20 protein-coding genes are annotated in these 26,379 nt (G+C 72.2%); 9 read left to right on the top strand and 11 right to left on the bottom strand.

Annotated elements, in window-relative coordinates:
- The first annotated feature begins 39 nt into the window (after positions 1 to 39).
- On the top strand, positions 40 to 2,130 hold the full coding sequence (pta, locus tag QMC84_RS02220) for a phosphate acetyltransferase (RefSeq protein WP_300371327.1): 2,091 nt from the start codon (positions 40 to 42) through the stop codon (positions 2,128 to 2,130).
- A complete protein-coding gene (locus QMC84_RS02215) occupies positions 2,127 to 3,335 on the top strand; it encodes an acetate kinase (protein ID WP_300371325.1) in 1,209 nt (402 codons plus the stop codon). Before pta ends, QMC84_RS02215 begins: the two co-directional genes overlap by 4 nt.
- A 14-nt stretch (positions 3,336 to 3,349) precedes the next feature.
- Here the strand turns inward: QMC84_RS02215 and QMC84_RS02210 are convergent, their stop codons facing one another.
- The 4 genes from QMC84_RS02210 to QMC84_RS02195 are packed head-to-tail and all read right to left on the bottom strand — an operon-like array spanning position 3,350 to position 8,847.
- Complete coding sequence (locus QMC84_RS02210; RefSeq protein WP_300371324.1) at positions 3,350 to 3,850, bottom strand: carbonic anhydrase; 501 nt, start codon at positions 3,848 to 3,850, stop codon at positions 3,350 to 3,352.
- Between the two features lie 21 nt (positions 3,851 to 3,871).
- The gene (locus tag QMC84_RS02205) at positions 3,872 to 5,620 is read right to left on the bottom strand and encodes an MFS transporter (protein WP_300371322.1); all 1,749 of its coding nucleotides are present in this window, start codon (positions 5,618 to 5,620) and stop codon (positions 3,872 to 3,874) included.
- A gap of 10 nt (positions 5,621 to 5,630) precedes the next feature.
- Positions 5,631 to 6,341: an LppX_LprAFG lipoprotein gene (locus QMC84_RS02200; RefSeq protein ID WP_300371320.1), complete on the bottom strand. Its 711-nt coding sequence runs from the start codon at positions 6,339 to 6,341 to the stop codon at positions 5,631 to 5,633.
- 4 nt (positions 6,342 to 6,345) lie between these two features.
- The gene (locus QMC84_RS02195) at positions 6,346 to 8,847 is read right to left on the bottom strand and encodes a DNA topoisomerase IV subunit A (protein WP_300371318.1); all 2,502 of its coding nucleotides are present in this window, start codon (positions 8,845 to 8,847) and stop codon (positions 6,346 to 6,348) included.
- 128 nt (positions 8,848 to 8,975) lie between these two features.
- On the opposite strand from QMC84_RS02195, the gene QMC84_RS02190 reads away from it, so the two are divergent.
- The 3 genes from QMC84_RS02190 to QMC84_RS02180 all read left to right on the top strand — a co-directional run bounded on the left by QMC84_RS02190 (position 8,976) and on the right by QMC84_RS02180 (position 13,457).
- A complete protein-coding gene (locus QMC84_RS02190) occupies positions 8,976 to 11,675 on the top strand; it encodes a bifunctional GNAT family N-acetyltransferase/acetate--CoA ligase family protein (protein ID WP_300371316.1) in 2,700 nt (899 codons plus the stop codon).
- Positions 11,676 to 11,745: 70 nt separating this feature from the next.
- Positions 11,746 to 12,342 (top strand): DUF5998 family protein, encoded by a 597-nt coding sequence (locus QMC84_RS02185; RefSeq protein WP_300371314.1) that lies wholly within the window; start codon positions 11,746 to 11,748, stop codon positions 12,340 to 12,342.
- Positions 12,339 to 13,457 (top strand): nucleotide pyrophosphatase/phosphodiesterase family protein, encoded by a 1,119-nt coding sequence (locus QMC84_RS02180; RefSeq protein WP_300371312.1) that lies wholly within the window; start codon positions 12,339 to 12,341, stop codon positions 13,455 to 13,457. The genes QMC84_RS02185 and QMC84_RS02180 overlap by 4 nt, the downstream gene beginning before the upstream one ends.
- Positions 13,458 to 13,481: 24 nt before the next feature.
- On the opposite strand, the gene QMC84_RS02175 is transcribed toward QMC84_RS02180, so the two are convergent.
- A complete protein-coding gene (locus QMC84_RS02175) occupies positions 13,482 to 14,708 on the bottom strand; it encodes a hypothetical protein (protein ID WP_300371310.1) in 1,227 nt (408 codons plus the stop codon).
- A gap of 184 nt (positions 14,709 to 14,892) precedes the next feature.
- Here QMC84_RS02175 and QMC84_RS02170 point away from each other — a divergent pair, with 184 nt between their 5' ends.
- From QMC84_RS02170 to QMC84_RS02160, 3 genes are read left to right on the top strand one after another with little or no spacing between them, the layout of a single operon-like run.
- A complete protein-coding gene (locus QMC84_RS02170; RefSeq protein WP_300371308.1) occupies positions 14,893 to 15,420 on the top strand; it encodes a hypothetical protein in 528 nt (175 codons plus the stop codon).
- Between the two features lie 37 nt (positions 15,421 to 15,457).
- Complete coding sequence (locus QMC84_RS02165) at positions 15,458 to 16,156, top strand: response regulator transcription factor (protein WP_300371306.1); 699 nt, start codon at positions 15,458 to 15,460, stop codon at positions 16,154 to 16,156.
- Positions 16,153 to 17,238, top strand: a complete 1,086-nt coding sequence (locus tag QMC84_RS02160; RefSeq protein WP_300371304.1) for a HAMP domain-containing sensor histidine kinase — start codon at positions 16,153 to 16,155, stop codon at positions 17,236 to 17,238. Before QMC84_RS02165 ends, QMC84_RS02160 begins: the two co-directional genes overlap by 4 nt.
- Positions 17,239 to 17,281: 43 nt before the next feature.
- On the opposite strand, the gene QMC84_RS02155 is transcribed toward QMC84_RS02160, so the two are convergent.
- The 6 genes from QMC84_RS02155 to QMC84_RS02130 are packed head-to-tail and all read right to left on the bottom strand — an operon-like array spanning position 17,282 to position 25,079.
- On the bottom strand, positions 17,282 to 18,808 hold the full coding sequence (locus QMC84_RS02155) for a SulP family inorganic anion transporter (protein ID WP_300371302.1): 1,527 nt from the start codon (positions 18,806 to 18,808) through the stop codon (positions 17,282 to 17,284).
- A 4-nt stretch (positions 18,809 to 18,812) separates the two neighbouring features.
- Complete coding sequence (locus QMC84_RS02150) at positions 18,813 to 19,940, bottom strand: Mrp/NBP35 family ATP-binding protein (protein ID WP_300371300.1); 1,128 nt, start codon at positions 19,938 to 19,940, stop codon at positions 18,813 to 18,815.
- Positions 19,937 to 22,798, bottom strand: coding sequence for a molybdopterin-dependent oxidoreductase (locus tag QMC84_RS02145; protein WP_300371298.1), 2,862 nt, complete (start codon positions 22,796 to 22,798; stop codon positions 19,937 to 19,939). The genes QMC84_RS02150 and QMC84_RS02145 overlap by 4 nt, the downstream gene beginning before the upstream one ends.
- 19 nt (positions 22,799 to 22,817) lie before the next feature.
- Positions 22,818 to 24,335: a 4Fe-4S dicluster domain-containing protein gene (locus QMC84_RS02140; RefSeq protein ID WP_300371296.1), complete on the bottom strand. Its 1,518-nt coding sequence runs from the start codon at positions 24,333 to 24,335 to the stop codon at positions 22,818 to 22,820.
- Positions 24,336 to 24,342: 7 nt separating this feature from the next.
- Positions 24,343 to 24,576 (bottom strand): sulfurtransferase TusA family protein, encoded by a 234-nt coding sequence (locus QMC84_RS02135; RefSeq protein WP_300371294.1) that lies wholly within the window; start codon positions 24,574 to 24,576, stop codon positions 24,343 to 24,345.
- Between the two features lie 14 nt (positions 24,577 to 24,590).
- Positions 24,591 to 25,079 (bottom strand): DsrE/DsrF/DrsH-like family protein, encoded by a 489-nt coding sequence (locus QMC84_RS02130; protein ID WP_300371292.1) that lies wholly within the window; start codon positions 25,077 to 25,079, stop codon positions 24,591 to 24,593.
- 124 nt (positions 25,080 to 25,203) lie between these two features.
- Here QMC84_RS02130 and QMC84_RS02125 point away from each other — a divergent pair, with 124 nt between their 5' ends.
- A complete protein-coding gene (locus tag QMC84_RS02125; protein WP_300371290.1) occupies positions 25,204 to 26,340 on the top strand; it encodes an MBL fold metallo-hydrolase in 1,137 nt (378 codons plus the stop codon).
- Positions 26,341 to 26,379: the final 39 nt, after the last annotated feature.

The following is a 26,379-nucleotide window of genomic DNA, read 5'->3' as shown; positions in this document are numbered from 1 at the left end:
CCCCCGCGGGCGTTCCTCGCCCGGCATAGGGTCGACTGCGTGTGCACGAGCGTCTACGTCGCGTCCGTCGAGGGCTACACCGGCAAGTCAGCGGTCGCGTTGGGGGTGCTGGACGTCCTCTCCCGCAGGGTCGAGCGGGTCGGCGTGTTCCGGCCGATCGTCCGCAACGACCAGGCCACCGCTCGAGGTGAGCGGGACTACGTCCTGGACCTGCTGACCGCCCACGAGGCGGTCACCCTCGACTACGACGAGTGCACCGGGGTCACGTACGACGACGTCCACGCCGACCCGGTCGCCGCGCTGGACACGATCGTCGAGCGCTACCACCGCGTCGCGGAGCAGTGCGACGCGGTCGTGGTGATCGGGTCGGACTACACCGACGTCGCCACGCCGACCGAGCTGTCCTACAACGCCCGGATCGCGGCGAACCTGAGCTCGCCCATCCTCCTGGTCCTCAACGGCGCGGACCGGACCCCCGCTGACCTGGTGACCCTGGCGGACATCGCCGGCACCGCGATCTCGGCCAACCACGCTGCGCTGTTCGCGGTGGTCGCCAACCGGGTCACCCACCCCGAGCCGGCGGAGGTGGTCGCCGCTCTCGGCCGGGACGGCGTGCCGGCGTACGCGATCCCCTACGATCCCCTGCTCTCGGCACCCTCGGTCGGCGACCTGATGCCCGCGTGCGACGGGACGTTCGTCTCCGGCGACCCCGCCCTGCTCGATCGAGAGGTGCTCGGCCTCCTCGTGGCGGGCATGACCATGCCGAACGTGCTGGACCGGCTCTTCGACGGCGCCGTCGTGGTGACCGCGGGCGACCGCCCCGAGGTGGTGCTCGGCGTCCTGATGGCGCACGTGTCCGCGAACTTCCCCCAGGTCGCGGGGATCGTCCTGAACGGCGGGATCGAGCTGCCCGTCCAGGTCTCCCGGCTCCTGGAGGGCATCGGCGCCACGCTGCCGATCATCGCGACCGACCTCGCCACCCAGGAGACCTCGGCGGCACTCACCGGCGTCCGCGGCCGCCTGACGGTGAGCTCGCCCCGCAAGATCGCCGCGGCGCTGGCCCTGTTCGCCCAGCACGTCGACGGCGCCGCGCTCCTCGACCGGCTCGACGTGTCGCGGACGACCGCCGTGACGCCGCTGATGTTCGAGCACCAGCTCCTGGACTCCGCCACCGGCCGGCGGATGCGCATCGTGCTCCCGGAGGGCGAGGAGGAGCGGATCCTGCGCGCCGCCGACCTGCTGCTGCGCCGGGGCGTGGCCGACCTGACCCTGCTCGGCGACCCGATCCGGATCAGCGCGCACGCCGCCCGGGTCGGCGCGGACGTCTCGGCCGCGACCCTGCTCGACCCGCGGTCCTCCGAGCTCGCCGAGCGGTTCGCCGAGGAGTACTTCGACCGCCGCAAGCACCGCGGGGTCGACCGCGCCGAGGCACTCCTGCGGGTCCGCGACGAGTCCTACTTCGGCACGCTGATGGTCGAGCTCGGGCTCGCCGACGGGATGGTCTCCGGTGCCGTCCACACCACGGCCCACACGATCCGGCCCGCGCTCGAGGTGGTGCGCACGGTGCCCGGGGTCTCGGTCGTGTCGTCGGTGTTCTTCATGTGCCTGGAGAACGAGGTGCTCGTGTACGGCGACTGCGCGGTCAACCCGGACCCCACGGCGGAGCAGCTCGCCGACATCGCGATCTCCTCGGCCGAGACCGCGGCGGCGTTCGGCGTCGCGCCCCGGGTCGCGATGCTGTCCTACTCGACCGGGTCGTCGGGGGCCGGCAGCGACGTGGAGAAGGTGTCGGCGGCGACGGCGCTGGTCCGCGACCGGGCACCGGAGCTGCTCGTGGAGGGCCCGATCCAGTACGACGCCGCCATCGACCCGGCGGTCGCCCGGACCAAGCTCCCGGACTCCCGGGTCGCCGGCCGGGCGACGGTGTTCATCTTCCCGGACCTCAACACCGGCAACAACACCTACAAGGCCGTGCAGCGCTCCGCGGGCGCGGTCGCGATCGGCCCGGTGCTGCAGGGGCTGCGCAAGCCGGTCAACGACCTGTCCCGGGGCGCCACGGTCCGCGACATCGTCAACACGGTCGCCATCACCGCCGTCCAGGCCCAGCAGCTCGCGGAGGTCGCCCGATGAGCGCGCTCGTCCTGGTGATCAACGCCGGCTCGTCCTCGCTGAAGTACAGCCTGATCGACGCGGAGAGCGGCCAGAGCCACGCGGTCGGGCTGGCCGAGCGGATCGCGGACGCCTCGGGCGCCACCGGCATCCTCAGCCACACCGGACCCGACGGGGTCGTGCACCGAAGCGAGCTGCCGCTGCCCTCCCACGAGGCCGCGCTGCAGGCGGCGCTGGACGCGTTCGCCGCCCACGGCCCGTTGCTGGAGGCGGCCACGATCACCGCGGTGGGTCACCGGATGGTGCACGGCGGCGAGCGCTTCTCCCAGCCCGCGCTGGTCGACGACGCGCTGGTCGACGCCGTGCGCGAGCTGGTCCCGCTGGCGCCCCTGCACAACCCGGCCAACCTCGAGGCGCTCGCGGTCGCGCGCCGGCTGTTCGACACGCTCCCGCACGTCGCCGTGTTCGACACCGCGTTCCACCAGACGCTGCCCGAGCAGGCCTACACCTACGCGGTGCCGCACGAGTGGCGCGAGGAGCACGGCATCCGGCGCTACGGGTTCCACGGGACCTCGCACCGCTTCGTCTCCGGCGAGACCGCGCGGCTGCTCGGCCGGCCGCTGGAGTCGGTGAACACGATCGTCCTGCACCTGGGCAACGGCGCCTCGGCGGCGGCGGTCGCCGGGGGCCGGTCCGTGGACACCTCGATGGGGCTCACCCCGCTGGAGGGCCTGGTGATGGGCACCCGCTCGGGCGACCTCGACCCGGCGCTGCACGCCCACCTGCACCGGCAGCTCGGCTGGTCGCTGGACGAGATCGACGAGCGGCTCAACCGCGACTCCGGCATCAAGGGCCTGGTCGGGTTCAGCGACTTCCGCGAGCTCGAGCGACTGCTCGAGGAGGGTGAGCCGCGGGCCCGGCTCGCCATGGACGTCTACTGCTACCGGCTGCGCAAGTACGTCGGCGCGTACTACGCGGTGCTCGGCCGGGTGGACGCGATCGCGTTCACCGGCGGGGTGGGGGAGCACGCGCCGGAGGTGCGCGCCCAGGCGCTCGCCGGCCTGGAGCGGCTCGGCATCCGGATCGACCCCGAGGCCAACCGGGCCCAGCGGTCGGGCGCGTTCACCGTGTCCGCCGAGGACAGCGAGGTCGCCGTCCTGGTGGTGCCGACCAACGAGGAGTGGCAGATCGCCCGGGAGTCGCTCGACGTCGTCCGCGACGTCTGACCCGCGGCTGCCTCTCAGACCAGCCGGTCCAGCAGGCCGGTGTCGACGTCGTAGAGGAACCCGCCGACCTTGACGGTGTCGGGGACGAGCGGGTGCGAGACGACCTTGTGCACGTCGTCGGCCAGCGCGGCGCGCTGGTCGGACACCATGCTGAAGGTCTGCCAGGAGACGTCCTGGCCGGCGGAGGCGCCGACCTTCTCGCGGACCTGGTCGAGCGTGGAGGAGGCCATCGCGCAGCGCGTGTGCGGGATCACCAGGATCCGGTCGACGTTGAGCAGGTGGACGCCCAGCACCAGCGCCTCCAGGGCCTGGTCGGTCACCCGGCCACCGGGGTTGCGGAAGATCTTGGCGTCGCCGGGCTCGAGGCCGACCATGCCGAGCGGGTCGATCCGTGAGTCCATGCAGGTCACGATCGCCACGCCGGCCCGGGCGACGCCATCGAAGCCGGCGAGCCCGAAGTGCGCCGCGAAGTCGCGGTTGGCAGCGAGCAGGTCGTCGAAGTCCGAGTTAGCCATGTCTCGGAGGTTAACAAGCGTTCACCCGGCGGCGCGGAGCAGGTCGCCGGTCGAGACGGCCCGGGTCGCGGCACCGCGGAACAGGACCAGGGCGAGGACCGCGGCGACGACGGCGCAGACCGCGGCGCCGGTGAACACGGTGTGCTCCTGGGCGATGCCGGCGACCTTGAGCAGGTCGGTGAACTCCGAGCAGCGGGTCCGGCCGTCGCACACCTCCCGCGCCGGGGGCAGGTCGGCCTGCTCGGCGTAGTAGCGGCGCAGGCCGATCGTGGTCAGGGCGGAGATCCCGACGAGCATCCCGACCATCCGGGCGACCACCACGAACGCGCTGGCCAGGCCGTGCACGTCGTCCTCGGTGCTCGCGAGCACCGCGGCGTTCACGGGTGCGAGGGCGAGCCCGAACCCGAGGCCGCCGAGCAGCAGCGGGATCGTGGCGCTCGCCCGGTCGAGGCTCTCCAGGTCCCAGGTCGCCATCCACAGGAAGCCGCCCGCCGCGCACGCCATCCCGGCCGCGGTCACCAGCCCGGCGCTGACCGTGCGGGTGAGGTAGCCACCGAGCACGGCCCCGACCGGGAGCGCGACCAGGAACCGGACCAGGACCAGGGCCGCCATCAGCTGGGAGTCGGGGTAGACGGTGGTGCGCGCGAACAGCGGGATGTCGATCAGCGCAGCGATCAGGGCGGCGCCGATGAAGAAGCTGACCAGCATCGCGCCCCACGCGGGGGCACGCCGCAGCGCACCCGCCGGGACCAGCGGGTCGGCGGTGCGCCGCAGGTGGACGACGAACGCGGCGGTGGCGAGCGCGGAGCCGAGGAGGTACCACAGGCCCTGGTCGGAGAAGACCTGCACCTTCGGGTCGGCGGTGGCGAACGCGAGGATCACGCCGGCGAGCGCGAGCGCGAGGAACAGGGCGCCGAGCAGGTCGGCCTCGCGCAGGGTGCGCAGCCAGGCGCGCACGTCGAGCAGCGGCCGGCGCGCGGTCGAGCAGCGTACGACGAGCAGCACCGCGGCGGTCAGGGCGACCAGGCCGAGCGGCGTGAGCCACCGCCCGTCGCCGGCGACCGGGATGAACAGCTGCCCCCAGGTCAGGTCGCGCATCAGCTCGCTGGGTCGCAGACACACCAGCGCGCCGGCCACGAGGGTGACCAGCACCAGGACCAGGCCGATCCAGTCGAAGGCACGGGGTCTCGAGGCTCGCTGCGCTCGCACCTCGACCACCGTGAGACGCCGGATGGCACCGGCGAGGACCAGGCCGACCGCGACGTTGATCAGGAAGATCGCGCGCCAGTCGGCGACGGCGAGCACGAGCGCGCCGAACAGCGGCCCGAGCACGCTGCCGAGCTCCTGGACGGCCGAGACGACGCCGAGCGGCACGCCGCGGCGCTCGGCGGGATAGAGGTCGGCGACCAGCGCGAGGGTCGCCGGCACCAGACCGCCGCCGCCCACACCCTGCAGGAAGCGGCCCGAGACCATCGACGGCAGGTCGTAGGCGAGCGTGGTGACCAGGGAGCCGAGCGCGAAGACCAGGAGCGCGGCGACGAGCACCGGGACCCGTCCACGCAGGTCCGCGAGCCGGCCGATCAGCGGCAGCATCGCGACGTACCCGAGCAGGAAGCCGGAGATGATCGGCGCCGCGCGCTGCAGCTGGTCCACCGGGATCCCCGTGGACGCCATCATGTCCGGCAGCGCTAGGACCACCACGTAGGTGTCGGCCGCCGCGAACGCGACGGCCACCGCGGCCAGCGAGAGCAGGACGCGCGAGGAGCCCATCAGGGGACCGTCACGGTGCGGTGATGTCCTGTTCCGTGCCGTAGTCCTCGAACGTCACGGTGTAGGTCATCGAGTCGGTGCCCTCGTAGAAGACCCCGGTCAGCCTCGCGCTGCGCAGCTCCCCGTCGTCGGCGATCGTGTACGTCGCGTCGAAGTCGCCCGAGGCGGTCGGGATCACGTTCTTGACGACGTCGTCACCGACGGAGCCGGTGTACTCGGTCAGCACCTCGCTGTTGTCCTTGCCGCCCCGGACGGAGTCGCCCTCCTCGAGGTCGGTCGTCGCCGGGAGCAGCGAGGAGAAGCCGCGGTCGGCGCTCATCAGCATCGCGGGGTCCGGGGCGCCGTAGTCGGCCGGGTCGATGTCCTGCCAGCCGGTGGTCAGCGGGAGCTGCACGTAGACCGAGCCGCCGACGGCGACCACCGGGACCTCGAAGGCCTGTCCGGAGAGCACGACCGTGATGCTGCCGTCGAACGCCGGTGCATGGGTGCCGACGCCTTCGGCCGCCTCGACCCCGGTCACGCCGTCGGGGAGGTCGTCCGTGGCCAGGGTGAGGTGGACGCCGCTGGTGTCGTCGAGGTGCTGCTTCGCCGTGGCGAGCGCCTCCTCGGGACTGGCGTCGGAGCCGCCCGTCGAGTCGTCGCTGCAGGCGGTCGCGGTGACCGACAGCGCCGTGAGGACGAGGGTCAGCAGCGCGGCCGGCGCGCGGTTGCGGAGGAGCACGGGCTCAGCCTTCCACACCTGCGATGGCGCCGATGCGGTCCGCGACCGGCCCCGCGCACGCGGCCAGCGGCTGGCTGCCGGGCACGCCGGAGCCGTCCCGGCGACCGGTCGCGGGCGGCAGGTCGACCGGGGCTCCGCTGGCGGCGGCCGCCCGGGCGGGGGCGGTCCCGGCCCAGGCGAACACCAGGGCGTCCTCGCCCCTCAGGAAGCGGTGGCAGCGCACGCCACCGGTGGCCCGGCCCTTGGCGGGGTACTCGCTGAACGGCGTCACCTTGACCGCGCCCGGCTCGGTGCCGGGCAGCGCCGTGGCCGACCCGGACGCGGTGACCACGACCGAGCCCTCGGGCGCGTCGGGGTCGATCGCCCCGAACCAGGCCACCCGCTCGCCTGCGGCGACCCGGACGCCGGCGATGCCACCGCCGGAACGGCCCTGGGGCCGCACCGACTCGGCGCCGAAGTGGAGCAGCTGGGCGTCGGTGGTGATGAAGCACAGGATCTCGTGGCCGGTGCTCAGCTCGACGGCGCCGACGACCTCGTCGCCGTCGGCCAGCCGGATCACCTCCCACTCGTCCCGGCCGAGCACCTCGGGGTTGACCCGCTTCACGGTGCCCTGGCGGGTGCCGAGCGCGAGCCCGGGCCCGTCGGTCCCGAGCGTGCAGAGCGCGAGCAGCCGCTCGCCCTGCTCGAGGGGCAGGATCTCGCTGACCGGCAGCCCGCCCGCGAGGTGCGGGTCGTTGGCGGTGCCCGGGAGCTGCGGCAGCTCGAGCACGCCGATCTTGACCAGCCGGCCGGCGCTCGTCAGGCCGCCGACCTCGCCGCGCGCGGTGGTCGCCACCGCCGAGACCACCACGTCGTGGCTGGCCCGGCCGCCGCCGCGGCCGGGCCGGTCGGCGTCGGCGGTGCGGGCCAGCAGCCCGGTGGAGGAGAGGTAGGCGAAACACGGGTCGTCGGCGACCTCGAGCTGCACGGCAGCAGCGGTCACGGTGGTACCGGCCGACTCGAGCAGCACCGTGCGGCGCGGGGTGCCGTACGTCTTGGCCACCTCGGCCAGCTCGTCGGAGACGACCTTCCAGCGCAGCTTGTCGTCGTTGATGATCGCGTCGAGCTCCTCGATGGTGTGGCGCAGCTCGTCCTGCTCCTTCTCCAGCTCGATCCTGGAGAACTTCGTGAGCCGGCGCAGCGGCATGTCGAGGATGTAGTCGGCCTGGACCTCACTGAGGTCGAAGACCGAGATCAGCCGCTCCTTGGCGGCCGCCGCGTTGTCGGAGGAGCGGATCAGCTGGATGACCTCGTCGATGTCGAGGATCGCGATCAGCAGGCCCTCGACCAGGTGCAGCCGGTCGGCGGCCTTGCCGCGGCGGAAGACCGAGCGGCGGCGTACGACGTCGAAGCGGTGGTCGAGGAAGACCTGCAGCATCTCCTTGAGGGACAGCGTGCGCGGCTGGCCGTCGACGAGCGCGACCGCGTTGATGCCGAAGGAGTCCTCCATCGGGGTGTGCTTGTAGAGCTGCTCGAGCAGCGCCTCGGGGACGAAGCCGTTCTTGACCTCGATCACCAGCCGCAGGCCGTGCTCGCGATCGGTGAGGTCCTTGATGTCGGAGATGCCCTGCAGCTTCTTGCTCTGGACCAGGGTCTTGATCCGCTCGATGACCTTCTCGGTGCCGACGCCGTAGGGCAGCTCGGTGACGACGATGCCCTTGCGGCGGTTGGTGACGTTCTCGACCCGAGCGGTCGCGCGCATCCGGAACGTGCCGCGGCCGGTCTCGTAGGCGTCCCGGACCCCCTCGAGCCCGACGATCTTGCCGCCGGTCGGCAGATCGGGGCCGGGGACGAAGCGCATCAGGTCGTCCACCGACGCCGCCGGGTGGGTGATCAGGTGGCGCAGCGCCTGCACGACCTCCACGAGGTTGTGGGGTGCGCAGTTGGTGGCCATACCGACCGCGATGCCGGTGGCGCCGTTGACGACGAGGCTGGGGATCGACGCCGGCAGCACGCCGGGCTCGGTCTCCTGCCCGTCGTAGTTCGCGCGGAAGTCGACGGTGTCCTCGTCGATCGAGGCGGTCATCGCGACCGCGGGCGGCGCCATCCGGCACTCGGTGTACCGCATCGCCGCCGGGGAGTCGTCGGGGGAGCCGAAGTTCCCGTGGCCGTCGATCATCGGCAGCCGCATCGACCACGGCTGCGCCAGGCGCACCAGCGCGTCGTAGATCGCGCTGTCGCCGTGGGGGTGCAGCTTGCCCATCACCTCGCCGACGACGCGCGCGCTCTTGACGTGGCCGCGGTCGGGGCGCAGGCCCATGTCGCTCATCGTGTAGAGGATCCGGCGCTGCACCGGCTTGAGCCCGTCGCGGGCGTCGGGGAGGGCGCGGGAGTAGATGACGGAGTAGGCGTACTCGAGGAAGGACGACTCCATCTCCTGCTTGATGTCGGTGTCGAGGATGTGCTCCTCGAAGTCGTCGGGGCTCTCCCCGTTCCTGGGGCCATGCTTGGGGGTACGCCGTGCCATGCGGGCCATTCTCCCTGCCGGCGCCGACGGATCCGGCGGGGGCACGCCGAGCGGGTGCGGCCGGGCGGGTGAGCGGGGCGGGTGAGCGGGGCGGGTGACGTCGGGCCGGGGGCCGGTAGATTCCTCGTGTGACCCAGCAGCACGCCCCGACGACCGCCCCAGCCCACTGGGAGGCCGACGTCCTGCTGCGGGACGGGCGGACGGCGCACATCCGGCCGATCCGGCCCGACGACCGCGAGGTGTTCGTCGAGTTCTACGCCCGGGTCTCCGACGAGTCGAAGTACTACCGGTTCTTCTCGCCGATGCCGCGGCTCTCCGAGCGCGACCTCGACCGGTTCACGAACGTCGACCACGTCGGCCGCGTCGCGTTCGTGCTGACCCTGCAGGGGCTGATCATCGCGGTCGGGCGCTACGACCTGGTCAAGCCGGGGGAGGCGGAGGTCGCGTTCCTCGTCGAGGACCAGCACCAGGGCCGCGGGATCGCCCAGCTGCTGCTCGAGCACCTCGCCCAGGCCGGTCGCGAGCGTGGCATCGAGCGCTTCGTCGCCGAGGTGCTGCCCGACAACACCCGGATGATCCAGACCTTCCGCGACGCCGGCTACCGGGTCGTCAGCGAGTACGAGGAGGGCGTGCTCCAGCTGGAGTTCTCCATCGATCCCACCGACACCGCCATCGGCGTGATGGTCAGCCGCGAGCACCGGGCCGAGGCCGCGTCGATCGAGAAGTTCTTCAAGCCACGCTCGATCGCGGTGATCGGCGCCAGCCGCCGCCAGGAGACCATCGGCCAGGCGCTGGTGCGCAACCTGGTGATGGGCGACTTCGCCGGCCGGGTCTATGCGGTCAACCCGACCGCCAGCGCCGTGTCCGGGCTGCCGACGTACAAGACGGTCGGCGACATCCCCGACGACGTCGACGTGGCGATCGTCGCGGTGCCCGCCGAGGCCGTCCAGGACGTCGTGCTCGACTGCGCCGCCAAGGGCGTGCACGGCCTGGTGGTGATCTCCTCGGGCTTCGCCGAGACCGGCGAGGAGGGCCGGGTGCGGCAGCGCCGGCTGGTCGGGCTCTCGCGCTCCTACGGCCTGCGGCTGATCGGACCCAACGCGCTGGGGATCATCAACACCGCCGCCGAGGTCTCGCTCAACGCCTCGCTGTCCCCGCTGATGCCGCCGCGCGGCCGAGCCGGGTTCTTCTGCCAGTCCGGCGCCCTCGGTACGGCGATCCTGGAGAAGGTCTACAACCGGGGCCTCGGCCTCTCGACGTTCGTCAGCGCGGGCAACCGCGCCGACGTCTCGGGCAACGACCTGCTGCAGTACTGGGAGGAGGACGACTCGACCGAGGTCGTCCTGCTCTACCTCGAGTCGATCGGGAACCCGCGCAAGTTCTCCCGGATCGCCCGGCGGGTCTCGCTGCGCAAGCCGATCATCGCGGTCCGGTCCGGCCGGACCACCCAGGGCGTCCCGATGGGGCACGCGGTCCGCAAGATCGTCGCGCCACCCGCCGCGGTGGACGCGATGTTCCGGCAGGCCGGGGTGATCCAGGTCGACACGCTCGAGGAGATGTTCGACGTCGCCCAGCTGCTCGCGCACCAGCCGCTGCCGCAGGGCCGCCGGGTCGCGATCATCGGCAACTCCGACGCGCTCGGGCTGCTGGCCGCCGACGCGGCGGCGGCGGTCGGCCTGGTCGTCAACAAGTCCACGGCGCTGGGCGCCGAGGCGAGCGCGGAGGACTTCGAGGACGCGCTCGACGCGGCCATCGACGACCCCGAGGTCGACTCGGTCGTCGCGGTCTACGTCCCACCGATCAACGTCTCCGGCGAGGACGTCGCCAACGTGCTCGCCGCGGTGGGCGAGCAGTCCGACAAGCCCCTGGTGTCCTCGTTCCTCGGCGCCGAGGGCGTGCCGGAGCTGCTCCGGGTCCCCGACGTCGCCGGCTCGACAGCCGGCCGAGGCTCGGTCCCGTCGTACCCGGGCGTGGAGGCGGCGGTCCGGGCGCTCGCCCGGGTCGTCGAGTACGCCGTCTGGCTGCGCACCCCCGACGGCGCGCTGCTCGACCCGGCCGAGGTCGACCTCGCGACCGCGAAGCGGCTGGTCAACCGGCTGCTGGCGCAGCACCCCGAGGGCACCGACCTGGACCTGGAGACGGTCACCGCGCTGCTCGCGGCGTACGGCATCGAGCTGTGGCAGGCCCGCGCGGTCGCGACCCGGGACGAGGCGGTCGCCGCCGGCGCGGCCCTGGACTGGGACGTGGTGCTGAAGGCGACCGCCGAGCACCTGCGCGAGCGGCCCGACCTGGCGCACGTGTGGCGCAACATCGACACGGCCGCGGAGATGACCGACGCCTGGGAGTCGCTCAGCCACGTGATCACCGACCCCAAGCGGGCCGGGTTCGTGGTGCAGAAGAACGCCCGCCCCGGCGTGCCGGTCGCGATCCGCAGCATCGAGGACCCGCTGTTCGGGCCGGTCGTCTCGTTCGGGATCGCGGGGCCGCTGACCGAGCTGCTCGCCGACAAGGCGTTCCGGATCCCGCCGCTGGGGGAGCGCGACGCCGCGGCGATGGTCCGCGAGATCAAGTCCTCGCCGATGCTCTTCGGCTACCGCGGCAGCGAGGTCGTCGACGTCGCCGAGATCGAGCGGCTGATCCAGCGGGTGGCGCAGCTGCAGAACGACCTGCCGCAGGTCAGCTCGCTCGAGCTCTCGCTGGTGCTCGCCGGCGCGGACGGGGCGACGGTGCTGACCGCCGCCGCCCGGGTCGACCCGGTCGCCGATCCGCGCTCGGACTGGTTCGTGCGGCGGATGCCGACGCAGGCGGGGGACACGCTGCCCTCGTAGGCGCGCTGCGGCGGCATCGTAGGATCCGGTGCCGATGGGGCCCGTCCGGGCCCCGTGACAGACTGCAGGCATGCGGAGCAGCAGGATCGACGAGGACCACGACCGGGCTCTCGAGCTCAGGGACGCGATCGACCGCACCGGCTACTACCCCGACGTGGTGGCCGACGGTGTCGCCGGTGCCGTCGCGGGCGAGCAGGTCGTGTCGTACTTCGTCCACCACGAGCCGACCTTCGAGCGCGACGAGGTGCGCCGGCACCTCTCCGTCGTGGTGCTGACACCGAGCCGGCTGATCCTCGCCCACACCGACGAGCACGAGGGTGACGACCTGCTCCCGGAGCCCTACACGTCGACCTCGACCGAGGCGATCCGCCTGTCCGCGGTGAAGTCCGTCGTGGTCACCCGGATGATCGCCAACCCGGCCGCCGGCCCGAGCCGGCCGGCCGAGGCCGTGATGACCATCGGCTGGGGCGGCGTCAGCCGGGTCGACCTCGAGCCGGCCGGGTGCAGCGACCCCGAGTGCGACGCCGACCACGGCTACACCGGGGTGCTCGCCTCCGACGACTTCTCGCTGCGGGTCTCGGCCGCCGCCGACGGGGGCGACGCGGTCGCCGGACTGCTGGCCTTCGCCGAGCAGCTCTCGGCCCGCACGCACGCCGACGAGAGGTGAGCGACTTCCTCGAGCCGGCCTACGGCGAGCGGTCGCTCGGTGACGTCGTCCCCGCCGTCGCGGCAGCGCTCGGACTCCGGGTCGGGGAGCCGCCGACCGGGCTGGTGCTTCCCGAGGCCTCGGCGTACGTCGTGTTCCTCGTCGACGGGCTCGGTGCCCGGCTGCTCGAGCGCTACGCCCATGCGGCGCCGTTCCTCTCCGGGCTGCTCCCCGGCCAGCCGCCCGGCACCAGTGGGGTGCCGTCGACCACGGCGACCAGCCTGACCTCGCTCGGGACCGCGCTGACCCCTGGTGCCCACGGCCTGGTCGGCTTCACCTCGCGGGTGCCCGGGACCGACCGGCTCCTCAACGCGCTGCTCTGGGACAAGGACGTCGACCCCCTGGAGTGGCAGCCGCACCCCACTGCGTTCGCCCGGCTGCACGAGGCCGGCGGGACGGTCACGGTCGTCAACAAGCGGGAGTTCGCGCGCAGCGGGCTCACCGTCGCCGCCCACCGGGGCGCGGAGTACGTCGGCGCCGACAAGGTCGGCGAGCGGATCGCGGCCGCAGTCGCGGCGTCCGCGGAGCCCGGGTCGCTGACCTACCTCTACGACGGGGACCTCGACTGGACCGGGCACCGGTACGGCGTCGCGTCCAGCCAATGGCTCCAGCAGCTCGCGATGATCGACGCGGAGGCCGAGCAGCTGCGCGAGGCGCTGCCCGGCCCGGTCCGGCTCCTCGTGGTCGCCGACCACGGGATGATCGACTCGCCGCCCGCCAGCCGCCTCGACGTCGACGAGCACGCCGAGCTGCGCGACGGCGTGGCGCTGCTCGGTGGCGAGGCACGGTTCCGCCACCTCTACTGCCACGGCGGGGCCGTCGCGGACGTCGCCGCCACCTGGACCGAGGTGCTGGGCGACCGCGCCGAGGTGCTGACCCGGTCCGCCGCGATCGGCCGTGGCTGGTTCGGTGCGGTCTCGCCCGCGGTGCTGCCCCGGCTCGGCGACGTGATCGTCGCGTGCCGCGGCGACCTCGCCGTCCTCTCGACGACCACGTTCCCCTACGAGGCCAAGCTGGTCGGCCTGCACGGCTCGCTCACGGCCGAGGAGATGCTGATCCCGATCCTGCTGAGCTGACGGGTCGCCGCCCGGGGCCCCGGGTCAGCCCAGGGTCATCCGCGGCTCGCCGTTGAGCAGGCCGGTGCCGGCGATCGAGCACTTCCCGCCCCGTGGGGCTCCGCCGTTCCAGGCCTGCCGCACGCAGGAGCGGGTCGCGAGCTGCGCCCAGTAGTTCGGGTGCAGCGACTCCTGGATGTAGTACGGGCTGCTCGAGCAGCAGGTGCTCACCGTGCGGATCTGGTTGATCCACTCGGTGTTGTCGACCGCGCCGGTCGCCAGCCAGTTGGCGATGCCCGTCTCCTCGTAGAGGCCGACCGTGGTCTCGCACAGCCGACGACCGTTGAACGCGGTGGAGAGGTCGAGGGTGCGGGTGTTCGTGAGCCCGGAGTCGGCGACCGCCCCGAAGACGGCGCCGTTGATCGTCGGCAGCGCCGAGTCGTTGGCCCAGTCGGCGTCCCTGTTCCAGAATCCGCAGCCGCCGGTGCTCTGCCGCGTGTAGCCGCTCTCGGAGTACCGGAAGCCGGCGCCCCGCGGGATCGGGCTCGGGTAGTTCTGCACGAGCAGGGTCCACTGGGAGTCGGCGTACCCGGCGTTGCGCATCGCCGTCGCCACGTTGCGCAGGGCCGCGGCGATCCGGGCCCGGACGGTCGTGACGTTGCTGGCCGTGAAGTTCGCCTTCACGCTGCTGTCGTCGTAGCAGTAGTCCTTCCACCAGGTCGGGGAGGACAGGAAGTCGCTGACGCAGGAGGTCACGACGTCGGCGAAGTTGAAGTCGTTGCCGCCGATGGACACCACGACCATGCCGACCCGGTGGGAGACGGCGAACTGCTGGAGCATCTTGGCCTGGCCGAGCCTGCCGGCGCCGTCGTCGAAGAAGTCCAGGCCGGGCTTGAAGTCGTCGCCGTTGGACGTGGCGGTCCTGGCGCCGGAGCAGGCCAGGTTGAGGCCGTTCACGCCGCCCCCGATGTAGGCCTCGGCCGCCTTGCTGCGGTGGCAGCGGGGGATGGTCTCGCCGGTCCCCGAGGCGTTGTCGAAGTACGCCGTCGACCCCAACGCGTCGGCCCGGCTCGAGGAGGTGTTGCTGCTGCCGGCCCAGCGTCCGGCCTCGCCGCTGATGTAGGAGTCGCCGAGGGTGACCACCCACGGGGTGCCGACCCCCGGCCCGTCGGCGCGGGCCTCCGGTGGCGCCACCACGAACAGCCCGACGAGGGCGGTGGCGAGGACGGTCAGGACGCTGAGGGTGCGGGCCCGGGCCCGGGATGTGACCACGATCACGGAGACTAGGGCTACTCGCCGGTATCGCGGAAGGGGGAATCCCTCGGCCGGCCGAAACTGCTTCATCGAATCTTCACGAGCGCGGGCGCACGTCCCTCACATCCTGGCGGCACCGTGGGAGCTGACGCAGGCCGGTGAGCGGCCGAGCGACCGATGAGCGGAGCTGAGGAAGATGAGGATGGACCGCAGGGCGATGACAGTGGGGCTGGCGACCGTGGGGCTGCTCGCGGTCACGGGCGGAGGCGTCGCCTGGGCGGTGGCCGCTCCGGGAGCCCCAGGGGGATCGGGCCCCGCGGCCGGGCAGTGCGCTGGACCGTGGACGGGTGGGGGGCCGTTCGGCGAGGCCGCCGGCGAGAACTCGCCGATGACCGCGGCGGCGGACTACCTCGGCCTCACCTGGACCGAGCTGGTCGAGGAGCTGCGCTCCGGCAGCTCGCTCGCCGAGATCGCCCAGGACCGGGGCAAGAGCGTCGCGGGCCTCGAGGACGCCCTGTTGAGCGCCATGGAGCGCAACCTCGACGCCCACACGGACCTGACCGATGCGCAACGCGATGCGGCCCTCGCGGCGATGGCGAGCCGTGTGGATGCCATGATCGACGGCACCTACCCGTACGGCATGGGCCCCGGCCACATGGGCGGCGGGATGATGGGCGGCGGGATGATGGGCGGCGGCGCCCGCGGCTGGATGGGGGGCTTCGGGGCCTGACGCGCGGCTGATGCCGCGGGCACCCGGGAGGTGAGGGATGACGAGGATCCTCGTCGTGGACGACGAGCCGCCCATCCGGACGGTGCTGCGCGGCTACCTCGAGGCGGAGGGCTTCGTGGTGTCCGAGGCCGCGGACGGGTCGTCCGCGCTCGCCGAGCTGCGCGCCGGCGCGGCCGAGCCGATCGACCTCGTGCTGCTGGACGTGATGATGCCGGGCATGGACGGCCTGGAGGTACTCCGCCGGCTGCGGACCGTCGCCGACACCTACGTCATCCTGGTCACCGCACGTAGCGAGGAGGTCGACAAGCTGGTCGGGCTCGGCGTCGGCGCGGACGACTACGTCACCAAGCCGTTCAGCCCGCGGGAGGTCACCGCCCGGGTGAAGTCCGTGCTGCGTCGCCGACGTGAGGGACCGCCGCGCGACGACGCCCTCCTGCGGTTCGAGGGACTGACCGTCGACCCGATCGGCCGGGAGATCTCGGTGGACGGCGCGCCCGTGCGGCTGACGACCCTGGAGTTCGACCTCCTGCACGCGCTGGCCCTGGCCCCCGGCCGGGTGTTCTCCCGGGCGCAGCTGCTCGAGCAGGTGTGGGGCAACGACTTCTACGGGGACGAGCGGGTCGTCGACGTGCACATCCGCAATCTCCGGGCCGAGCTGGGCGACGACGCCACCGAGCCGCACCTCATCGCGACGGTCCGCGGCGTCGGCTACAAGTTCGTCGGACGGCTCCGGTGAACCTGCGCCTGCCCTGGCGGCTGTTCGCCTCCTACACGCTCGTCGCTGTCGTCGGCGCCGCCGTGTCCTACCTGACGGTCCGGCTGCTCGCCCCGCGCCTGTTCGATCGGCGGATGGGCATGCTGGGTGACGGTCCGCAGATGATGGGCCGCGGGCCGGAGGTGCACGCCGCGTTCGTCTCCGCGGTGGACACCGCGCTCGTGCTCGGCATGCTCTCCAGCGTCGTCGCCGCCGCGGTCCTCGCCGTACTGGCGACGCGGCGGCTGCTTCGTCCACTGGACGCGGTGCGCGCCGCGACCCGGCAGATCGCGGCCGGACGCTACGACGCGAAGGTCCCGGCGCCCTCCGAGCCGGAGCTCGCCGAGCTGGCCTCCGACGTCAATGCGCTGGCGGACGCCCTGGCGGCCACCGAGAGCCGGCGGACCAGGCTGCTGGGCGAGGTCGCGCACGAGATGCGCACGCCGCTCACGTCACTCGACGGCTACGTCGAAGGGATGATCGACGGCGTGTTCACCGCGGACGAGGCGACCCTCGCCTCGCTCAGCGCCGAGCTGAGGCGGCTGCACCGCCTCGCCGACGACCTGTCCGACCTGTCCCGCACGGAGGAGCGCCGCCTCGACCTCTCGCCCAGCGACGAGGACCTCGCCGAGATCGTCCGGAAGACAGCGGCGCGCCTCGCACCGCAGTTCCAGGACGCCCACGTCACGCTGGAGGTGGCCGCCGCGCCGGTCCTGCCCGTGCACGTCGATCCGGACCGGATCACCCAGGTGCTGACCAACCTGCTCGGCAACGCGTTGCTGGCCACTCCGACCGGCGGCACCGTCACCGTCCGCACCCGGCGCTCGGTCGGGGCCGAGGTCGACGTCACCGACAGCGGGGTCGGCCTGGCGGCGGACGACGTCGAGCGGGTCTTCGAGCGCTTCTACCGCGCGCCCGGGCAGCTGCGCCGGTCCGCCGGATCGGGCATCGGGCTCACCATCGCCCGAGGGATCGCGCGCGCCCACGGTGGCGACGTCATGGCGGCCTCGGCGGGACCCGGCACCGGAGCGACGTTCACCCTGTACCTTCCCCGCCGCGACTGACCCGCCGAGGCTGGGGCGGACCAACCGGTCGGTACCGGTCGGTTCAGGCCACGTCGTCACCGGCGATCCGGGCTTCCGGCCCCAGCAGCCGCACCAGCAGTCCCGTGGCGTGGGCGCCAGCACCGCGGATCTCGAAGGTGCGCCCGGCGGTCTCCGCATCGGCGAGGATGTCGCGCAGCATCAGCGCGCCGGTGAGGTCGAGCCGACCGATCCGGTCGAGGTGCAAGACCACCCGGTCGACGGAGGGGTGATCCGCGATCAGCCTCGAGATGCTCCTCTCCAGGGCCGGAGCCGAGCCGAAGTAGAGCACGCCGGTCGGCCGGAGGTGCAGCGTGCTGTCCTCCACGCAGGCCGGCAGGTGCACCCCCATCTCCCGCCACAGGTGCACGGCCAGCGCGGCGGCGACCCCGATCAGGACACCCCGCTCGACCCGGGGCGCCAGTGCCATCGTGGCGGCCGCGGTCAGCACCCCCACCGTGAACTGCGGCTTCGACCAGCGCCAGTACAGCCGGGGGGTGCGGAGATCGACCAGCGAGGCGACGGCCCCGATCACGAGACCGGCGAGGACGGCGAGCGGCAGCGCGGAGAGCACGGACACGAACGGGAGGATGACCAGCACGACCAGCCCGGTGATGCCACCGCTCCACCGGGTCCGCGCTCCACTGAGCCGGTTGAGGCTGGTGCGCGAGAACGAACCGCCGACCGGGAACCCGCCGGCCGCCCCCGAGGCGAGGTTGGCCAGTCCCTGGCCGACGAACTCGCGGTTCGGGTTCCACGGCACCCGGTCGGCGGCGGCGTAGCGGCGGGCGATGGAGGCGGGCTCGGCGAAGCCCACGATCGCGATGACGAGCGCCGGCACCAGGAGCGCTGCGAGGTCGGTGGCCGACACGCCCTGGGGCCCGTCATACGAGAGGTTCACGGCGCCGACCGTGCGCCCGTCGTAGCCGGTGGCCCGGCTCCAGACGATGGCGAGGACCACAGCGAGCAGGGCCCCGGGGAACAGCGACCACAGACGGCGGCTGGCCAGCATCAGCGCCATCGCGGCCAGCCCGAGGACCAGGTCGGTCCACGCCCAGGTCGTCGGGTCGGCCAGCGCCCGGGTCGCGCCCACGATCGGGTTCGCCGACTCGGTCGCCACCCCGAGGAGGGGCGGCACCTGGGTGCCGATGATCAGGAGCGCCGCCGCGGTGGTGAAGCTGACCACGACCGGTTGGGACATCAGGTATGCGATCGGCCCGCCGCCGAGGAGGCCGAGCAGGATGCGGACGAGGCCGACCAGGACCGCGAGCACGGCCGCCAGCGCGGCGAAGTGGAGCGACTCCGGTCGGGCGAGGGGCTCCAGCGCCCCGAACGTCAGCAGGCTCGTCACGGCGACCGGGCCGGTCTGGAGGTAGGGGGAGGAGCCCACGAAGGCGCCGGCGATCGGCGCGGCCGCGGCGGCGTACAGCCCGTACACGGGGTCCAGGCCGGCGATGGTCGCGTAGGCGAGCGCCTGGGGGACAAGCACCAGTGCGACCGTTACCCCGGCGACGACGTCGCCCCGCACGGGTCGGGCGATCCGAGTGCGCATCTGCTCAGACGACGCTGAGCGGCAGCGGACGTCCGACGAGGCTTCGCCGGACGACGGGCAGGCCGGCGGCCATCCGGCTCAGCTCCCGGGCCGCGGGCGAGCCGGGAGCCGCCAGGACGACCGGAGTCCCGGCGTCGCCACCCTCGCGGACGGCCACGTCGAGCGGCACCTGACCGAGGAGGGGCGCCCCGACCGTGTCCGCGAGCTGCTGGCCCCCGCCGGACCCGAACAGCGGCGTGCTCGCGTGGCACGAGCCGCACACGAGGGTGGACATGTTCTCGACGACGCCGGCGATGGGCATCCGCGCGTCGAGAGCCATCCGGCCGACGCGCTCCGCCACCGTCCGCGCGGCCGGCTGCGGGGTGGTGACGGCGACCAGCTGGGCGTCCGGGACCAGCTCGAGCAGGGAGATCGTGACGTCTCCGGTCCCGGGCGGCAGGTCGATGAGCAGGACGTCGGGCTCGCCCCAGTGCACGTCGCCGAGGAACTGCTCGATCGCCTTGTGCAGCATGGGCCCGCGCCACACGACCGGCTCCTCGTCGTCGACGAAGAAGCCGACCGACATCAGCGCGACGCCGTGCGCCTCGACCGGGAGCATCAGTCCCTTCAGGGCCACCGGCGCGCGCCGTACGCCGAACAGGTGCGGCATGGAGTAGCCCCACACGTCGGCGTCGAGAACACCGACCCGCTTTCCCGCTGCCGCGAGCGCCACCGCGAGGTTCGCGGTCACCGTGGACTTCCCGACCCCGCCCTTGCCGCTGGCCACGGCGTACACCTGGGTACTCGAACGGGGGCCGAAGGGGTGATCGGTCTCGCGCCCGCCGCGCAGGCGGGCCGCGAGCGCCATCCGGTCGCCCTCGCTCATGGCTGCGAACCTCACCTCCACCCGCCGGACCCCGGCGACGGCGCCGACCGCCGCGGTGACGTCGCGGACCAGGGTCTCCTTGAGCGGACAGGCCGGCGTCGTGAGCCGGACCGTGACCCGCACGGTGCCGTCCCGGGCCGCCTCGACCTCGCCGAGCATGCCGGCATCGGCGAGCGGCAGGTGCAGCTCGGGGTCCTCGACAGCCGCCAGAGCGACGCGCACCGCCGCCATGTCGACCGTCGAGCGGTCGCCGGACCGTAGCCTCACCGGCCGCCACTCCTTGCGGCCCGGCCCGTCGCCTGGCCCGTCGCAAGGTACGCGGACCTCTTCGGTGTGACGTGACGCATCAGGAACTCCGGGCGGCGCAGCCCACCCGGGCCCGGGCCCGGCCGCGCCATCGCCAGCCACCGTCGGTAGACCTCGCGCGACTTGTTGACGTCGACCTCGACGTCGCCGTACTGGTCGTCGGGGCGGGCCCTCTCGATGCGGACCTTCTGGTGCCAGCAATGCATGCCGGACACCGGGTCGGGCTGCACGGGGAACGCCAGGTTCTGGTGGACGCCCGGGTCGTCCCAGTAGATCCGCTCCGAGTCGGGGTCCTCGCTCGGGAACGGTTTGACGCCCTCGAGGTAGCGCAGTCGCCAGATGCCGCCCTCGTCACGGTCGAGGTTGACCTTCCCCATCACCCAACGGCTGCCGGGGTGCCCGTCCTGCTGCCAGCGGCCCATGTGGTGGGACAGTCCCACGACGCCGGGGCGGATCGCCTCGGTCGCCCAGATCCGGACCACGAAGTGGCCGATCTCGGTGGTCACCCGGACCAGGTCGCCGGTGTGCAGCCCCAAGCTCACTGCGTCCTGCCGGTTGAACCACAGGGGGTGGGTGTTGGCGATCTCGTTGAGGTACTTGGCGTTGCCCGACCGGGTGTGGACCAGGACGGGCAACCGGAAGTTGGGCATCAGCACGAACTCGGCGTCGGTCCGGTCGATCCTGCGGGCCGACACGTGCGACTCGATGTACCCCGGTGTCGCATGCTCCGGCCAGCCCCAGTCGGCGAGCGTGGTCGAGAAGAGCTCCAGCTTGCGCGACGGCGAGAGCCAACCTGCGGTCGTCGTGCCGTCGTCGTGCAGGACGCCCACCGCGCCGGCCTCGCCCACCAGAGGGGGTTGGGTCTCGAGGTCGACCGGCTTGCGCAGCACGCCGTTCCGGTCGGGTGTCGCCCCCGCCAGCTCCGCGTCGGTGAGGGGTCGCTCGTCGAGGCGGTAGATGTCCCGGGAGACCTCGAACACGCCGTACTTGCGCATGTACTGCAACGGAGTGAGGCCCTGGGCCTCCGCCGCTCGTGGCAGGCCGGGCACGCTGTGGGTGAACAGGGTCTCGTAGTACTCGTCCTGGGTCATTCGCTCGCCGGGGCGCTGCGCGGACTCGAAGTACCTGCGGATGCCCAGCGAGCCGTCGGGGTCGATCTGCCAGGACAGCTCGAACCAGAACTCGTTCTCCTCCCACACCTCACCGGGGTTCGTGTCCCGGGTGTCGCGGTAGGGGATGCCGCGCTGCTCCATGGCGACCCGGGTGACCGGCTGCCGGAACGCCAGCCATTTGGAGGTGTGGGTCTCGAAGGACATCGTGTCGTGGCGCTCGGAGGCATGTCCCATCGGCAGCACGTAGTCGGCGAACGCCGCGGACTCGCTCCAGGTCGGGGTGAGGGCGACGTGCAGGCCCATCTTCGACTCGTCCTTGAGCATGTCGAGCCAGGTGAACCCGTCAGGGTTGACCCAGATCGGGTTGTAGACCCGGCTGAAGTAGACCTCGAGGTGCCCGCGCCCGTCCTCGAGCAGGTGGGGGAGCAGGATCGACATCTCGTTGGTGGTGAGGGGGTACTCGCGTGGCCAGAGCAGCTCGCTCCAGGTGTCGTTGGCCTCGGGCATGTCGGGGAAGTGTGGGATGAACTTGTCCCAGCCGTTGGGGTGCGTGCCGCCCTCGGTGCCGACACTGCCGGTGAGCACGTTGAGGAAGAAGAGGCTGCGGGCGATCTGCCAGCCGCCGAGGTTGCCCGCGGCCGCGGAGCGCCAGGTGTGGGTCGCGAGCCGGGTGCCGGCGTCCGCCACCATCTCGGCCAGCCGCTCGACCTGCGCGATCGGGACGTGCGCCTCGGAGGCGGCGAACTCGAAGGTGTAGTGCGCGTAGTCCTCGGTGAGCCGATCGAGGAACACCTCGAACTCGCGGGGCGCATCGGGGTGCAGCCTCTCGAGGTAGACGTCCCAGTTGACCCATCGCCGCAGGAAGTCGCGGGCGACCCGGCCGGTGCGGAGGAGGTGTGCGGCGACGGCGAGGAAGATCGCCGCCTCGCTGCCCGGCCACGGCGCGATCCACAGGTCGGCGTGGGAGGCGGTGTTGGAGAGCCGCAGGTCGAGGACGGCGATCTTCGCGCCGTTCTGCTTGGCCTCCATGATCCGCTGGGCGTGCGGATTGAAGTAGTGCCCGGTCTCGAGGTGCGAGGAGAGCAGGAGGATCGTCTTCGCGTTGGCGTAGTCCGGCGACGGCCGGTCGTAACCCATCCAGTGGGTGTAGCCGGACCGTCCCCCCGAGGAACAGACGTTCGTGTGGCTGTTGTGGCCGTCGACGCCCCAGGCCTGGAGCACCCGCTCGACGAACCCGTCCTCACCCGGGCGGCCGACGTGGTACATCACCTCGTCCCTGCGGCCCTCGACGATCGCCGCGCGGATCCGGCCGGCGATGTCGGCGAGCGCCTCCTCCCACGACACGCGCTCGAACTCGCCCGAGCCGCGCGGCCCGACCCGCCGGAGAGGATGCAGGATCCGCTCCGGATCGTGGACCTGGTTGATCGTGGCCGGACCCTTGGCGCAGTTGCGGCCGCGCGATCCCGGGTGGGCCGGGTTGCCCTCGAACTTCTTGATCGAGAGGTCCTCGTGGTCGACGTAGGCCAGCAGCCCGCACGACGACTCGCAGTTGAAGCAGATCGTGGGGATCAGGGAGTAGGTGTGGGGCACCTTGCGCGGATGGGCCTTGGCGTCGTACTCGACGTGGTGGTCCCAGTCCTCGACCGGCGGGTAGTTGCGCAGCTGCTCGTGGCGGCGCGCGCCGGGCAGGTTCACTTCGGGGTTCACGGACGCTCCATTCGAAGGATCATGAGAGGGGCGGATCCTGGCCGGCGCGCACGAAGGCGCTCTCGTAGGCGATCAGCGCCGGCTGGACCAGCAGGCCCGCGATCGCGAGCGGCACCGTGCCCAGGCCGCCCGCCGCCAACGCGCCGAGGACGAGCGCCGCCCCGGTGGGCGCGACTGCGCCGAGCCAGAACAGGGATGCGTACCGGCCCCGGGCGACGATGTGGGCCGCGACGGCCGCCTGGCGGCTGGCATGCCTGCCGGCGTACTCGAGGGCGAGCATCAGCAGGTGCACGGTCGCCGAGAGCACGAAGGCCATGGCGAGGAGGTCCTCGGCGGCCTCGGAGACGTCGAGGACCAGCGCGGCGATGGCGAGGGCGCCGCTGCCGACCAGCACGGCCTGGACCACCAGGTGCCAGAACAGCAGGGGGGACTGCCACAGGTCGCGGCCCTCCGCCTGACCGAACAGGAACGCCGTGTAGCCCGCCATCAGGGCGCTCACGGGGATCCCCAGCCACGCGAGGACCGTCAGGGCCCACCCCACGTCGAGATGGGATGCCAGGGCCCAGAGGATCGCGCCGCCGGCGAACGCCGTCAGCACGTAGGCACCCAGCACCAGCCAGGACGTCCAGTTCGACTTGAGGAAGATGAAGAGGAAGCGTTCGGGACGCTTGAGGTCCCAGACCAGCAGGCCGCCGGTCGTGGCCGCGCCGAACAGGCCCAGAGCGGGGGCGACCGAGTCGCCGAGGGTACCGGTCTCGACGCCCAGCAGGTGAGCCAGCAGCACGAGCGCCAGCGCGCCCGCACCCACCCCCTTGGTCCACAGGTAGGTGACGACCTTCCACCCCCACGGTCGCGGATGCGCCGTGTTGAGCGTGGTGCGGGCGCCGGTCACGTGGTCGCGGGGCAGGTCGCCCTGGATCTCCAGGCGCTGCCGGTCGGGCTTGGCCCACAGGTAGGTGTCGTCCACCGGCGCCGCGAGCGGGTCCAGGACGGCTCGGTCGGCGCCGAGGTAGAAGACGTTGGGGCCGGTGTTCTGCTCCGGTGAGCGCACCGCCGTCTCCTGGGTGGCGACGAGCCTCGCGATGCCGCTCGATGGGTCGTCCAGGTCGCCGACCCAGATCGAGTGCGTCGGGCAGACGACGACGCAAGCGGGCTCGAGGCCCTCGTCGACGCGGTGCGCGCACATGTTGCACTTGGCGGCGGTATGCGTGTCGGCGTCGATGTAGATCGCGTCGTACGGGCAGGCCTGCATGCAGGACTTGCAGCCGATGCAGCGTTCGTTGTCGAAGTCGACGATGCCGTCCTCGCGCTTGAACAGGGCCCCGGTGGGGCAGATCTTCACGCACGGCGCGTCGGTGCAGTGGTTGCAGCGCATCACCCCGAACGAGCGGGTGGTGTCGGGGAACGTGCCGCTGTCGACGTACTTGACCCAGGTGCGGAACTGGCCGAGCGGAACCTCGTGCTCGGTCTTGCAGGCGACGGTGCAGGCGTGGCAGCCGATGCAGGTGCGCTGGTCGATCGCGAAGCCGTACTGCACCCCCGCCTCACGCCTTCTGGATGTAGTAGCGGTACACGCCGTCCTCGGCGTCGGTCTCGAGCAGCTCGTGGCCGGTGTCCCTGGCCCACGCGGGGATGTCGCTCCTTGAGCCGCCGTCGGTGGCCTCGACGAGCATGATCTCGCCGGAGGCGATCTGCTTGATCCCCTTCGACGTGAGGAGGACCGGCATCGGGCACTTCTTGCCCTTGGCGTCGATGGTGAGGGTGATCTGGTGCGGCATGGGGACGCTCCTTGTCAGATGAAGAGGTTGACCTGTGACTTGCTCATCTCCGACAGCGCCGTCGCTGCCCCCACCGGGGTGCCGACGCCCTCGACGAGCTGGTCCTGACGCAGCCCCAACATCTCCATGGTCATCTCGCACGGCCACAGGTTCACGTCGAGCTCACGGCACATGTCGAGGAGCTCCTGGGGGCTGGCGACCTTGTCGTCGCGGGCGAGCTTCTTCATCATCCAGGCGCCGGCGCCGGCCATCTGGAGCTTGGAGAGCCGCATGTGGCCGATCCCGGGCCGGTTCATCCCGGCCAGCGCCTTGGTCATCGCGTTCTTCCCGGTGATCCGGACGTCGTCGCGCACCAGGGGGAACAGGCCCCAGAACGTGAAGAAGATCGTCGTTCGCATGCCGTACGCCGCCCCGGTGGAAGCCAGGATGAGGGTCGGCCACATCCGGTCCAGGTCGCCGCTCCAGGCGACGATCGTCATGCTCTCGGGTGTTTCCTCGCTCATCGACGGCGTCCTTTCACCTGCGTGGGTTGGATCTCGGCCGGCCATTGCGCGGTGTGATGCAGGACACTACATTCATGATTGCGCATATAACAAGGCTGATTGAAACCAGTTTCGGAGGAGCGCCATGGCCGACACCATCACCCCGCTCGAGCTGTTCCACGCGATCAACGCGGGGCACGTGAGCGAGATCCTCGACGTACGGAACATCGACGAGTTCGAGGCCAGCAGGGTCGAGGCGCACCGACCGGTCACGACCCGGAACGTCCCCGTCTACCGGGTCTTCGAGGACCTGGGCACGGAGGCAGGTCGCACGTGCGACGACGCGGTCGTGATCTGCGGGCAGGGCAACGGCTCGCAGCTCGTGGCCGAGGAGTTCGAGGACCTCGGGCGACGTGCTCGGTCCCTCGAGGGCGGCACGGACGCGTGGAACCGGCTGCTGGTGCCGGTCGAGGTCACCGGTCTGCCCGGCCCGGTGCGGGTCTGGCAGTTCCTGCGACCGGCCAAGGCCTGCTTGTCCTACGTCGTCGGCGTGCCCGGCCAGCACTGCATCGTCGTGGACCCGACGCGTCAGCCGCAGCCGTACCTCGACCTCGCGGCCGAGCACGAGATGAGCGTGACGCACGTGGTCGACACCCACGTGCACGCCGATCACGTCAGCGGAGGCCCACAGCTGGCAGCCGATCTCGGGGTGGAGTACCACCTGCCGCCCGAGGACGCCGGCGGGCTGGTGCCGTTCCCCAACCGGCCGCTGAAGGACGGCGACGTCCTCGACCTCGGGGAGGCCCAGGTGCGAGTGCTGAGCATGCACCTGCCCGGGCACACCCCCGGGACGATCGCGCTGCTCGTCAGTGACAGCGTCCTGCTCGTCGGCGACACCGTCTTCGTCCGCGGGCTCGGCCGCCCCGACCTGACGGGCCAGGCCGACGAGCTCGCGCGGGACCTCTTCCGCAGCGTTCACGAGCGCCTGCGGCCGCTGCCGGCACAGACGCTGATCGCTCCGGCGCACTGGTCGACGGCGGAGGAGGTGAATGCCGACGGTCTGGTCGTGACGACGCTCGCGGATGTGTTCACCGCCACCCTGCTCAACGAGCGGGCCATGGAGCGGTTCGTCGAGGAGATCGTCACCTCGTTGCCAGCGGCGCCGGACTCCTACGACACCATCCGGCGGGTCAACTCGGGCCAGCTCACACCGCCCGAGGACGAGATCGAGATCCTCGACGTCGGCCGCAACCAGTGCGCGGCATCGACGTCTCTGGCCTGATGAGCTCCGGGACCGGGTCGTCCGGTCGGGCCGATCGCG

Source organism: Nocardioides sp., assembly GCF_030019515.1.
GTDB lineage: Bacteria > Actinomycetota > Actinomycetes > Propionibacteriales > Nocardioidaceae > Nocardioides.
Note: the sequence above shows the minus strand (reverse complement) of the source record. Positions and strands in the feature narration are given on the sequence as shown.

What these genes read in the sequence shown, in the direction of transcription:
- QMC84_RS02210 (WP_300371324.1), bottom strand. Translation starts at nt 3,850, where the DNA reads ATGGCTAACTCGGACTTCGACGACCTGCTCGCTGCCAACCGCGACTTC.
- QMC84_RS02195 (WP_300371318.1), bottom strand. Translation starts at nt 8,847, where the DNA reads ATGGCACGGCGTACCCCCAAGCATGGCCCCAGGAACGGGGAGAGCCCC.
- QMC84_RS02135 (WP_300371294.1), bottom strand. Translation starts at nt 24,576, where the DNA reads ATGCCGCACCAGATCACCCTCACCATCGACGCCAAGGGCAAGAAGTGC.
- QMC84_RS02155 (WP_300371302.1), bottom strand. Translation starts at nt 18,808, where the DNA reads ATGCGCACTCGGATCGCCCGACCCGTGCGGGGCGACGTCGTCGCCGGG.
- QMC84_RS02170 (WP_300371308.1), top strand. Translation starts at nt 14,893, where the DNA reads ATGGACCGCAGGGCGATGACAGTGGGGCTGGCGACCGTGGGGCTGCTC.
- QMC84_RS02130 (WP_300371292.1), bottom strand. Translation starts at nt 25,079, where the DNA reads ATGAGCGAGGAAACACCCGAGAGCATGACGATCGTCGCCTGGAGCGGC.
- QMC84_RS02215 (WP_300371325.1), top strand. Translation starts at nt 2,127, where the DNA reads ATGAGCGCGCTCGTCCTGGTGATCAACGCCGGCTCGTCCTCGCTGAAG.
- QMC84_RS02165 (WP_300371306.1), top strand. Translation starts at nt 15,458, where the DNA reads ATGACGAGGATCCTCGTCGTGGACGACGAGCCGCCCATCCGGACGGTG.
- QMC84_RS02205 (WP_300371322.1), bottom strand. Translation starts at nt 5,620, where the DNA reads ATGGGCTCCTCGCGCGTCCTGCTCTCGCTGGCCGCGGTGGCCGTCGCG.
- QMC84_RS02125 (WP_300371290.1), top strand. Translation starts at nt 25,204, where the DNA reads ATGGCCGACACCATCACCCCGCTCGAGCTGTTCCACGCGATCAACGCG.
- QMC84_RS02185 (WP_300371314.1), top strand. Translation starts at nt 11,746, where the DNA reads ATGCGGAGCAGCAGGATCGACGAGGACCACGACCGGGCTCTCGAGCTC.